An 11594-nucleotide genomic window follows, 5' to 3' on the forward strand; every position below is an offset into this window, starting at 1 on the left:
AGCAAAATCCAATTTTTGCCCAATTGGTGATTTCTTTAAACCTTGTCCTAGCAGGGCTAAGACTGGGTTTAAAAAATCGCCAAGTGGGTGAAAAGTGGGTTTCTGATGATTATTCCTATTTATGCAAAGGTCTCACATAATATTTTATCAAACAAAAGGAGAAAATAATGCCAACTTATGAATGTAAAAAATGCGGTATGAGTGTTAATGCAACTTGTGGAAAATGTGATGCACCATTAACAGATGGAAATTTAGCACTAGACGATGGAACAAGTGTACAAATATCAGAATGTCCAAATGGTCATGGTAAAATAAAATCACCTATGTGTTGTGGTGATGATATGAGTTGCTCAGTTTAAAGACTGTAGACAATATTTTTAAAAACGACCTTAGCGGGTCGTTTTTTTTGGTTAATGTTCACGAGTAGCAGAAAAAACTAGGTTTGGATGGCGCTCTATCGTGAGTTGCAGATTAACTGTAGAGGGTGCTAGATAAGTGAGAACGCCAGCAGAGTCAATTGCCACATTGTTGCCTGCTTTGGCTTTGAGTTGTTCAATGTCTTTGTCACTGCCTGTTATCCAGCGTGCTGTGGCAATGTTAATGGTTTCAAACTGACAATCAACCCCGTATTCGTATTTCAAACGGTGGGCAACCACATCAAATTGCAAAATACCCACGGCACCGAGAATTTGCGAATGATTGATTATTGGGCGAAATACTTGAGTTGCCCCTTCTTCTGAGAGTTGATCTAAGCCCTTTTGTAAGGCTTTGGCTTTGAGTGGGTCTTTTAAAACGGCACGACGAAATAATTCGGGGGCAAAGTTTGGAATGCCTTGAAATGAGAGTTTTTCCCCTTGGGTAAAGGTATCGCCGATACTGATGCCTCCATGATTGTGAATACCAATGACATCACCCGCATAAGCCACTTCTGCCGAAGAGCGTTCACGCGACATAAAAGTAACCGCATTGGCGATTTTGATTTGCTTGCCCGTGGATACTTGTAAAACCTTCATGCCTTTGTTGTATTGCCCACTTACCAATCGCATAAAAGCAAGGCGATCATGGTGTTTTGGATCCATATTGGCTTGAATCTTAAACACAAAACCGGTGAGTTTGTTTTCCTCGGGCTTGACTTCTCGGATGTCTGATTTACGATTTTTTGGCGTTGGCGCATATTCCAGAAAACCATCCAGTAAATTTTGAATGCCAAAATTAGAGATGGCTGAGCCAAAAAATACAGGTGTTTGCTTGCCTGCTAAAAACGCATCCAAGTCAAATGGCGTGGTCGTTTCACGAATAAGTTCAACTTCTTCACGCATTTCAAGCGCCACATCTTTGCCCAAAATTTCATCAAGTTGAGGGTTGTCAACGCCGTTAATAATAATATTCTCACCGATTTCAGAATTTTTCCCCGACTCATATAAATAAATCTTGTTCTCAAGCAAATGCACCACACCTTTGAAACGCTTGCCCATGCCAATTGGCCAAGTGATAGGCGCACATTCAATATTTAGCACGGTTTCAACTTCGTCCATTAATTCAATCGGTTCTTTGCCTTCACGGTCAAGTTTGTTGATAAAAGTCAAGATCGGTGTGTCTCGCAGGCGACAAACCTCCATCAATTTAATCGTGCGCACCTCTACACCCTTGGCAACATCAATCACCATTAGTGCAGAGTCTACCGCTGTTAAGGTGCGGTAAGTATCCTCGGAAAAATCCTCGTGTCCTGGCGTGTCAAGTAGGTTGATAACATGGTTATTATAATCAAACTGCATAATGGAGGAAGTGATGGAAATACCGCGTTCTTTTTCCATTTCCATCCAGTCTGAGGTGGCGTGGGTGCTTGCTTTTCTAGCTTTAACGCTACCTGCGGTTTTAATTGCACCTGCATATAAAAGCAGTTTTTCAGTAACGGTGGTTTTGCCGGCATCGGGGTGAGAGATAATCGCAAAAGTGCGACGCTTGGCGACTTCAGATAGCATTATTTAATGATCAGATCAACACCAGCTTCATCAAACATGGCTTTTGAGAGTTTGACGCTGTCATTCCAGTTGTCGAGTTCTTTAGATTTTTCTACCACTACTTTTTTAATGCCGACTTGAATAATGCCTTTGGCGCATTCTGAGCAAATCGGTAAACCGTAAACATAAAGTGTAGCACCATCAAGCGAGGTGCCAGAATAAGTAGCATTGTAAATCGCATTCATCTCAGCATGCACCACGAATTTGTATTTAGTTGCTCTATTGTTGTAGCGTTCATCCGTGTCATTAATATTGCGTGGAAAGCCATTAAAGCCCTGAGAAAGCACTTCTTTTTTACTGCCAACGGTGACTGCACCGACTTGGGTTGAGGGGTCTTTTGACCAAGTAGAGACTTCTTTAGCAAGTGCTAAATAGCGCTCATCCCATTTGCTTAAAACACTCATCGGATTTTGATAGAAGCTAGGGCAATTAATACTAAAATTAAAGTCACCATCCAAAAACGCACGATGATTTTTGGCTCTGACATACCTTGTTTTTCAAAGTGATGATGCAGTGGCGCCATGAGAAAAATACGCGTTTTAGTGCGTTTATACCAAACAACTTGAATCACAACAGAGAGTGTTTCAGCAACAAAAACACCTCCCATAATAAACAGTAAGATTTCTTGACGAACGATAATGGCGATGACTGCCAAAACCGCACCCAATGCCAATGAACCAACATCGCCCATAAAAACCTCAGCAGGGTAAGTATTAAACCATAAAAAACCCAATCCTGCACCGACTAAAGCAGCACAAACCACCACCATCTCGCTGGCAATTGGCATAAAAGGCATATTGAGATATTCAGAAAAATGATAATTACTGCCAATATAAGCAAAAATCGCCAAAGCACCTGCAATCAAAATAGTTGGCATAATTGCCAAACCATCCAAGCCATCAGTGAGGTTGACCGCATTGGAACTGCCGACAATCACAAAATAAGACAATACGACCAAGCCGATAGCACCCAACGGCACAGTCAAATCTTTAAAGAAAGGGATTAACAAATCAGTAGAAATTGCCTGCTCAGTATTGCTTATTATCCATAACGCAATCGCAATTGCACTGAACGATTGCGCCCAATATTTTTGTTTGGCACTTAGACCATGGGCAGATTTTTTGCTAATTTTTAAATAATCATCAACAAAGCCAATCCCTCCAAAAACCAATGCCACCACCACCACAATCCAAAGATAAACATTGTGTAAATTGCCCCATACCAGCACGCTACTAGTAAAAGACAATAAAATCAGAACACCGCCCATGGTGGGCGTGCCTGCTTTAGACAGATGCGATTCTGGACCGTTATGGCGAATGATTTGAGCAACTTGGTATTGTTGTAAGCGATTGATAAACAAGCGACCCAAAGCCAGCACAGTAAATAGAGACATTAGCATCGCTAAAATTGCACGAAGTGTTAAATATTGTAAAACATTAAAACCCGAATCAAATTGAGTAAGAAAATTAATGAACTCTAGGAACATTCTATTGATTGATAGATAGAAGCTCCAAGTTTATAATGAGAAGCGAGATTTTCGATATACCTACAATATTGTTGGCAATAATCGTGCGTTTTTCACCAACTTTCATTCCTAATACTGTTTGATCAATGATTTTAGTCATAGCATTTTTGCCCAAGGCAAAAGTTATTATTTCATCAGTTTTACCTGTTTTCTTTCCGCCATCTGACATTTTAACATTGACCATATCGCCTTTACTTGATTTTTCACCGGTTCCTTTTTGAGTGATTTGCACAAAATATCCGCCGTCTGTGGCTTTTGCATTTGGATAGTTGCTTTTAACAAATTTAACAAATTTCTCATTTTTTTTAATCGCATATTTTTTATTTTCTACTTGAAACGCCACTTCATCAGTTTGGAATTTTTTAGCCTCATCACCCACTCGAATAATAGTTAATTTTCGAATGAAGTCTCCTTTTTTGATACGATTAACCACACTCATGCCTTTTACCACATGGCCAAAGACAGCATGTTTTCCGTCTAGCCAAGGCGTAGCATTGTGAGTGATGAAGAATTGTGAGCCATTAGTGTCTGGTCCAGAATTTGCCATTGATAAAATACCAGCTTTATCATGCTTTAAATCACTAAATTCATCCGCAAATCGATAACCTGGACCCCCTGCGCCATTGCCTTTAGGGTCGCCACCTTGAATCATAAAATTATCAATTACTCGGTGGAATTTCAAGCCATTATAAAATGGTTTGCCAGTTTGGATATTTGAGCGTTTTGTGCCTTCTGCCAAACCGACAAAATTAATCACCGTCAGCGGCGCTTTTTTATAAGCAAGTTGAACGACAATATCCCCTTGATTGGTATGTAAATTAGCATACAAACCTTCTGCTAATTTGGCTTGAGATTGAAGAGATAGAAAAAGAGTAAAAAGTACAATTAAAGTTTTCATAAGATTAAGGCTTGATACAAAAGTGGATATGATACCTAAAATCACAGTAAAATACACCTCATAATTTTAAAAATTTAGTAGAGAATATTATGTCATTATTGATTACCGATGAATGCATTAACTGTGATGTTTGTGAGCCAGAATGCCCAAATGAAGCGATTTATATGGGTGATGAAATCTATGAGATTGACCCGGATAAATGCACCGAATGTGTTGGACATTTTGATGAGCCACAATGTGCAGAAGTCTGCCCAGTAGATTGTTGTTTGTCTGATCCTGATAATGTTGAGACAGAAGAGGAGTTGTTGGCTAAGTTAAAGTAGTGCTTTAACTTTATCTTTCCCTTAAATTTAAAACCTAAAAAAGGCGACCAATTGGTCGCCTTTTTTTATGTTTTAAGGAGGTGGTTTATTTACCTAAAGTATCTTTAAGTGCTGCTAAACACAATGTGATATTCTCTTTTCTAGAGGAGTGCCCCATTAAGCCAATACGCCAAACCTTGCCTGCATAGGCACCCAGACCAGCACCGATTTCTAAGTTGTAGTCGTTCAGCAAAGTAGCGCGTACTTTTGCATCATCGGCACCTTCTGGAATAAAGACAGAATTTAATTGTGGTAAGCGATCTGCTTCATTGACTAAGAAGTGAATACCCATCGCTTCTAAACCCTCTTTTAACAGTTCATGATTTTTTTGATGGCGTGTCCATGAGTTTTCCAAGCCTTCTTCTAACATCATAACCAATGATTCGTGTAAACCGTATAAAGTATTGATAGGTGCAGTGTGGTGGTAAGTGCGTTGAGCGCCATCACCCCAATAACCCATTACTAAGTTCAAATCTAAAAACCAAGAAGTTACAGGTGTTTTACGGTTTTTTACTTTGGTTAAAGCGCGCTCATTAAAGCTGACTGGCGAAATACCTGGCATTGCTGATAAACATTTTTGTGTACCTGAATAAATCGCATCAATCTCCCATTCATCAACCCGCAATTCACAGCCACCTAATGAAGTTACGGCATCAACAATAGTAATGCAGTCATTATCATGTGCAATCTTACACAGTGCTTTTGCATCTGAGCGTGCACCTGTTGAAGTTTCTGCGTGCACAAACGCTAAGATTTTTGCATCTGCGTTGTCTTTTAAGGTTTGTTCAACTTTATCCAAAGAAACCGCCGTACCCCAATCATCTTCTACCACAACAGCCACACCACCAAAACGGGTGATGTTCTCTTGCATGCGCATACCAAACACACCATTAATACAAACCACAACCTTATCGCCTGGTTCAACTAAGTTGGCAAAACAAGTTTCCATACCCGCAGAACCCGGCGCTGATACAGGCATGGTTAATTCATTTTCAGTTTTGAAAATAGTCTTTAAGCCTTCTTTAGTTTCATTCATCATGCCAACAAAAGCAGGGTCAAGGTGTCCAATCGTTGGACGCGCCATAGCAGATAGGATGCGAGGATGCACATCACTTGGACCTGGACCCATTAGTGTTCTTATTGGTGGATTGAATGATTTCATAGTTTTATAAAGGTTAGAAAATAAAAAGTCATTATAATGGCTTAAGTATTAATTTTTTATAAAATATCGCTTGCTTTATTTAAGGATATTTTTTGTTAAATCTTTGACGGTAAAATAAACCGCAATTTAAATTCAAAAAAAACTTGTAGGAATACATTATGTCAGAATTCAGAGAAGAAGGTGAGATTGAAATTACAGATAATGAGGTGGGGGAATATGACCAAGGCGACATTACCAGCCCTTTTTCAGTTAAAGATATAAAAGTTACACACGCAACTGTTATGCTGCCAACCATAATTAATCGTTTAAAAAGAGAGGAGATAGGCATTCCAGACTATCAACGACAGGCTGATTTATGGAGCAGTAATCAAAAAAGTAGATTGATTGAATCTATTTTGCTAAAACTACCTTTGCCGGTATTCTACTTTGATGTTAGCGACCCTGAAAAATGGATGGTAATTGATGGTTTGCAAAGGATTTCTACTATCAAAAGTTTTTTTGTTGAACAGACATTAACCCTTAAAGGGTTGGAGTTTTTAACGGAATTACATGGTAAAAAATGTGATGATTTGCCCACCAACTTACAAAGAACTATTGAAGACACAATGTTTGTCGCATATCATATAGAGGCACAAACACCAAAAGAAGTACGCTATTCAATTTTTAATCGCATTAACACAGGTGGATTATCACTCAAGCCTCAAGAAATAAGGCAAGCACTCAATCAGAGAGGTGGTGGCGTGAGGTTTCTGAAAAATATGGTGGAACAAGATAGTTTTAAAGAAGTTGTTGGTATTTCCAATAAAAGAATGGCGGGGCAAGAATTGGTTTTACGATTTATGGCATTTAAAACGCTTGATGAAGATGAATTTAAAACAATGAATAGGTTTTTAGATTTGGCAATGGAAGAAATTGACACTAAAAGCCCAGAAGAACGGAGTATTCTACAAGATAAGTTAATTAAAGTATTGGAATTTTCTAACCAAGTGTTAGGAGAAGAACACAAATTTAGTCGTTCCATTGCTGCTGATAATGTGGGGAAGAAAAGGGTTAATTTATCGTTATTTGATGTTTTAACGGTTTGTTTTGATGAAATAAGTGATAAAAATTTATTTTTAGAAAATAAAGATTTTTTTATAGAAGAATTAAAAGCAATGTTATTGGATGAAAGTTCTGATTTCTTTATATCAATAACCAAAGGAACCAGTGGAAAATGGGCGAAAGACACGCGTTTTAGAGAAATGAGAAGTTTAATACAAAAGACATTAGAGTATCAAAATGCAAATTAATCATATTAAAATTAAAAACTTTAAAAGTTTAAAAAATGTTGATGTTAAGTTTAATAATCTTACCTTGATTACAGGGGTTAATAGCAGTGGAAAGTCATCTTTTATTCAATCTTTGTTGTTTTTTAGAGAAAATAGAGAAAATATTCTTGCAATAAATCAGTTTAAAGGGCGCTCCTATTCAGCATCATTTAATGGGAAATATATCAAATTAGGCGAAGAGGCGTTATTATTTAGCCAAAATACTTTCAATGAAGACATAATGTTTGAAATGGTTGCCGAGTTAGGTAATATTAAGATTTCAATTAATAAAAAACAAGAAATAAGTCTAATTTCCGACTCAAAAAAACTTGACATTAGTAAACTTCTAACAGACCTTTTTTCTGATCACTGTTTTCATTATTTAAGCACAGAAAGAGCCTCCCCCAATTACACTTTTGGCTTTTCACAACAAGATATTAATTTAAATTCAATTGGGGTGAATGGTGAATACACAGCACATTATTTGGCAGAAAATAGACACAAGTCCCTGGACATCGAAGCTTTAAAACATCCAGAAAGTCAAACCTTGCAACTACTGGAAAATACCTATAAATGGTTGGGAGAAATAAGCAGTGGTATATCAATTTCTGCCAGTGCTGATGCGTCAACGCAAAGTGCAAAATTGACTTATCAATATGAATATGGCGGCAATACAACCAGCAATTATTCGCCTCTGAATGTGGGCTTTGGCTTAACTTATGTGTTGCCCGTGATTGTGTTAATTCTTAAGGCAAAACCAGGGGATTTTATTATTGTTGAAAATCCAGAGTCCCACTTACACCCTGCAGGGCAAGCAAAAATAGCCGAAATGTATGCAATTGCAGCCAATAATGGTGTGCAAATTATTGTAGAAACACACAGCGATCATTTTTTAAATGGGGTGCGGGTCGCCACTAAAAATAAAGTGATTGCTCCAGATAAAAGTCAAATCTATTTCTTTGAAAAACAGAAAGACAGTTTAGACACTGTGCTGCGACCTATTAATATTGACAAAGATGGCAAACTTAGCGATTGGCCAAAAAGTTTTTTTGACGAGTGGGACAATCAACTAGACAAATTATTGTGGTAGATTTTTCTGTTTTTAATGAATTATCTTTGCCGCTTAATGTGCGGACAGCCCAAGCAAAGTTTGGTCTATTTTTTAAACTGCTGGAAAAATTATCAGATAAGGGTTTAAATCAAATTAGAATGTCTGATAATTTTAAAAATTATTCAATATTAAAAGATGTTACATTTTATCAATTTCTTGGGCAGGCTGATAGAGACTTTCAAACTAGGTTAAAAAGTTTTATTAATAATCAAGTCATTAAAATTAGCAATCCAATTATTCAAGAAGAGGACAGTGAACAAAGAAAAGCCCAGCAAGTAAGTAAATATTCTTACGATAATAATCCTACTGCTGGTGGATTGGCATGTTGTGATATTTGGGATACCATTGCTGTTAGTTTTGACTCTGATGAATGGGGTAATAGTAACATTGATATTCAAAAAAAATCAATAGATGAAAGTGCCAATACACCTATTTCCGTAAAGCACGCCTCAAAAAAAGCACATTTATCATCACATCAAAATTTTTTTAATGCTTTAGAAAAAGAAGCCAAACTTGGCATCACAAAAGAAAATTTATGGCTTAAAAAAGATAGTTTTTTTCCTGAAATAATCGTTTTTTGCCCTGAAATTGAACAACAAATTAAAACAATTGATAAGACAATATTTACCCGTGCAATCAGTATTTTGAGAGATATTGAACGAAAGCAGAAAAAAATAACAGATTTTAATTGTTCTCCGGAAAGTCAAACAGTTTCTCAAAAGCCAAAATCGAAAAAACCTAGAATGTTTACCATTGATGGGAAAAAGAAGTTTTTTACCAAACACATAAAAAGTTTACCAGACAACAACAGAATGTATTTTTTTGAAAAAGAAAATAAAATTTATATTGGCTACATAGGTAAACATTTGCCCCTGAAGTAGTATCGGAAAATAAAATGAAAATCATACAACAACTTTTAACTCAATTACCAAAAAACATCATCTTAACGGGCGAGGAAAACACACGCCCATTTGAGTGTGACGGCTTGAGCGTGTATCGGCAAAAACCCTTAGCGGTGGTATTGCCCCAGAGTGTTGAGCAGATTAAACAAGTGTTAAAAATTTGTAAAGCGCACAACACACCTGTGGTTACGCGTGGTGCGGGTACAGGCTTATCAGGCGGTGCGATGCCATTGGAAGAGTCTGTTGTTTTGGGGCTTTCAAAACTGAATAAAATTAAATCTATTGATGAGAAAAGGTGCTTAGCAGTCCTTGAGCCAGGGGTGAGAAATATTGCCATTAGCGAAGCGGTTGCTGAATTTGGTTTGTATTATGCACCTGATCCATCTAGCCAGATTGCTTGCACGATTGGGGGCAATGTGGCTGAAAATTCTGGTGGGGTGCATTGTTTGAAATACGGCTTGACGGTGCATAATGTTGAAGCGGTTAAAATGCTAACGATTGATGGCGAAGAACTGATTTTGAGTCGTCAAGATGAAGGGTTAGGGCTTTTGGCGTTGATGAATGGCTCAGAAGGTTTGCTAGGTATTGTGACTGAGGTTACTGTAAAGCTCACGCCAATACCTGAGTTGGCTCGTGTGGTGATGGCAGGGTTTGATTCTGTGCGTGATTGTGCGAATGCAGTGGCTGATATTATCGAGGCAGGTATTATTCCTGCGGGGTTAGAGATGATGGACAGTTTTGCCATTGAAGCAGCTGAGGGCTTTGCAAATGTGGGTTATCCATTAGACGCTCAGGCATTATTACTGTGTGAGTTAGACGGCACTAAGGCACAAGTGCAAGCAGAACTTGAGAGTGTGTTAAAAGTTTTATCAGGCGCATCATCGTTAAAAGTATCTGAGAGCGAAAAAGAGCGACTCAATTTGTGGAAAGGGCGCAAGTCCGCTTTCCCTGCGGTAGGCAGATTATCTCCTGATTACTATTGTATGGATGGCACGATTCCACGCCGTCATTTAGCAGATATGTTGGAAAAAATTAATGAGTTGAGTCAAAAATATCAACTTAGAGTTGCCAATGTTTTTCATGCGGGTGATGGTAATTTACACCCCCTGATTTTGTATGACGCCAATGTGGCAGGTGAGTTAGAAAAAACCGAAGAATTTGGCACAGAAATCTTAAAACTTAGTGTGGATATGGGTGGCACAATCACGGGTGAGCATGGGGTAGGCGTGGAGAAACTCAATGCCATGTGCCATCAATTTAACAGCAAAGAATTAGAAGTGTTTCATGAAATTAAAGCCGTGTTTGACCCTCAATCTTTACTCAATCCTGGTAAGGCCGTACCTGAATTGCACCGTTGTGCTGAGTTGGGTGCAATGCATGTGCATCACGGCAAATTACCCCACCCAGAATTGGAGCGCTTCTAATGAAAAATCCAATCGACGCACGCATTCAACAATTACAAACTTTGGTTAAAGGGTCCAGTAACTTGCATATTAATAGCGCATTGCTGGATTATTCAGGCATCGTAGAATATTATGCGCAAGAGTTGGTGATGACGGTAAAAGCAGGCACGCCAATTTCTGAGATTAAAAAACAACTCAAGAAAAACAATCAAGCCTTATCTTTTTATACCGACAATGACGATATGAGTATTGGCGCCGTGTATGCTAATGGCGCTCAAGATATATCCGATAGCGTATTAGGTGTGCAAATTATCAATGGCACTGGCGTGCTCTTAAATTTTGGCGGTCAGGTGATAAAAAATGTCGCCGGTTATGATGTGGCGCGTTTATTGGTTGGTTCAAAAGGACAACTGGCAATGGTAACACAAATCAGTTTTAAAGTGATGCCAGATACCTATGTTGGCAAACTCAATGCAGCTGTCAAATTAGAGAATAAATCAGTGTTAAGAACTGAGATTGAAAATAAATTAAAGCAGGTGTTTGATCCAAGAGGGGTTTTTCAATGATGCAAATAATTGGGATGAAAATCTCTCAAATCAAACTATTGAACGCATTTGACTCGCCGTTGGAAATTGCTAGACTTTTTTGGTGTTAAAATTCAGTATCAATAAGCAATTGCAGAATTGGGAAAAGAAATTTATAGGAGTGTGGTGTTATGTCCAGAAAAGAACCAAAGTTAGCAACTATTAAGCGACTATATGCAAAATCTGGAGATCGATGCTCATTTCCAAATTGCAAGCAACAACTTTTTCCAAGTAATAGTACGAATAACATGTCTCAAGTGTGTCATATAGAGGCAGCAGAAAAGGGTGGGCAAAGATATAATCATAACTCTACAGATGA

At 38.1% G+C, this 11594-nt stretch carries 12 protein-coding genes and 1 pseudogene; 8 read left to right on the forward strand and 5 right to left on the reverse strand.

Features of this window, described 5'->3' with window-relative positions:
* The first annotated feature begins 167 nt into the window (after nucleotides 1–167).
* Nucleotides 168–359 carry a hypothetical protein gene (locus tag BBROOKSOX_RS06695; protein ID WP_010645776.1) on the forward strand — a complete coding sequence of 64 codons (192 nt, stop codon included), beginning with the start codon at nucleotides 168–170 and terminating at the stop codon, nucleotides 357–359.
* 51 nt (nucleotides 360–410) lie between these two features.
* On the opposite strand, the gene BBROOKSOX_RS06700 is transcribed toward BBROOKSOX_RS06695, so the two are convergent.
* Genes BBROOKSOX_RS06700 through BBROOKSOX_RS06715 form a run of 4 tightly spaced genes read right to left on the reverse strand, consistent with a single transcriptional unit; the run spans nucleotide 411 to nucleotide 4444 of the window.
* Entirely contained in the window at nucleotides 411–1982 is a 1572-nt protein-coding gene (locus tag BBROOKSOX_RS06700) for a peptide chain release factor 3 (RefSeq protein WP_139660448.1), read from the reverse strand.
* Nucleotides 1982–2425, reverse strand: coding sequence for a deoxycytidylate deaminase (locus BBROOKSOX_RS06705; protein WP_139660449.1), 444 nt, complete (start codon nucleotides 2423–2425; stop codon nucleotides 1982–1984). Before BBROOKSOX_RS06705 ends, BBROOKSOX_RS06700 begins: the two co-directional genes overlap by 1 nt.
* On the reverse strand, nucleotides 2422–3507 hold the full coding sequence (gene mraY, locus BBROOKSOX_RS06710; RefSeq protein WP_139660450.1) for a phospho-N-acetylmuramoyl-pentapeptide-transferase: 1086 nt from the start codon (nucleotides 3505–3507) through the stop codon (nucleotides 2422–2424). The genes BBROOKSOX_RS06705 and mraY overlap by 4 nt, the downstream gene beginning before the upstream one ends.
* A 1-nt stretch (nucleotide 3508) precedes the next feature.
* Nucleotides 3509–4444, reverse strand: a complete 936-nt coding sequence (locus BBROOKSOX_RS06715) for a peptidylprolyl isomerase (protein WP_139660451.1) — start codon at nucleotides 4442–4444, stop codon at nucleotides 3509–3511.
* Between the two features lie 89 nt (nucleotides 4445–4533).
* Between BBROOKSOX_RS06715 and BBROOKSOX_RS06720 the strand changes: the two genes are divergently transcribed.
* A complete protein-coding gene (locus tag BBROOKSOX_RS06720) occupies nucleotides 4534–4767 on the forward strand; it encodes a YfhL family 4Fe-4S dicluster ferredoxin (RefSeq protein ID WP_010645784.1) in 234 nt (77 codons plus the stop codon).
* Between the two features lie 85 nt (nucleotides 4768–4852).
* Here BBROOKSOX_RS06720 and BBROOKSOX_RS06725 read toward each other — a convergent pair whose 3' ends face one another.
* A complete protein-coding gene (locus tag BBROOKSOX_RS06725; RefSeq protein ID WP_139660452.1) occupies nucleotides 4853–5968 on the reverse strand; it encodes a pyridoxal-phosphate-dependent aminotransferase family protein in 1116 nt (371 codons plus the stop codon).
* A 158-nt stretch (nucleotides 5969–6126) separates the two neighbouring features.
* Here BBROOKSOX_RS06725 and BBROOKSOX_RS06730 point away from each other — a divergent pair, with 158 nt between their 5' ends.
* The 6 genes and pseudogenes from BBROOKSOX_RS06730 to BBROOKSOX_RS06755 form a co-directional block, all read left to right on the forward strand.
* On the forward strand, nucleotides 6127–7257 hold the full coding sequence (locus BBROOKSOX_RS06730) for a DUF262 domain-containing protein (RefSeq protein ID WP_139660453.1): 1131 nt from the start codon (nucleotides 6127–6129) through the stop codon (nucleotides 7255–7257).
* Nucleotides 7247–8365, forward strand: coding sequence for an AAA family ATPase (locus BBROOKSOX_RS06735; RefSeq protein WP_139660454.1), 1119 nt, complete (start codon nucleotides 7247–7249; stop codon nucleotides 8363–8365). Before BBROOKSOX_RS06730 ends, BBROOKSOX_RS06735 begins: the two co-directional genes overlap by 11 nt.
* Entirely contained in the window at nucleotides 8359–9267 is a 909-nt protein-coding gene (locus BBROOKSOX_RS06740; RefSeq protein ID WP_139660455.1) for a hypothetical protein, read from the forward strand. The genes BBROOKSOX_RS06735 and BBROOKSOX_RS06740 overlap by 7 nt, the downstream gene beginning before the upstream one ends.
* Nucleotides 9268–9281: 14 nt before the next feature.
* The gene (locus tag BBROOKSOX_RS06745; RefSeq protein WP_139660456.1) at nucleotides 9282–10712 is read left to right on the forward strand and encodes an FAD-linked oxidase C-terminal domain-containing protein; all 1431 of its coding nucleotides are present in this window, start codon (nucleotides 9282–9284) and stop codon (nucleotides 10710–10712) included.
* A complete protein-coding gene (locus tag BBROOKSOX_RS06750) occupies nucleotides 10712–11257 on the forward strand; it encodes an FAD-binding protein (RefSeq protein WP_139660457.1) in 546 nt (181 codons plus the stop codon). The genes BBROOKSOX_RS06745 and BBROOKSOX_RS06750 overlap by 1 nt, the downstream gene beginning before the upstream one ends.
* 149 nt (nucleotides 11258–11406) lie before the next feature.
* Nucleotides 11407–11594: pseudogene (locus BBROOKSOX_RS06755) on the forward strand (hypothetical protein); the annotation flags it as partial.

The sequence above is a fragment of the bacterium endosymbiont of Bathymodiolus sp. 5 South genome (assembly GCF_900128535.1).
GTDB lineage: Bacteria > Pseudomonadota > Gammaproteobacteria > PS1 > Pseudothioglobaceae > Thiodubiliella.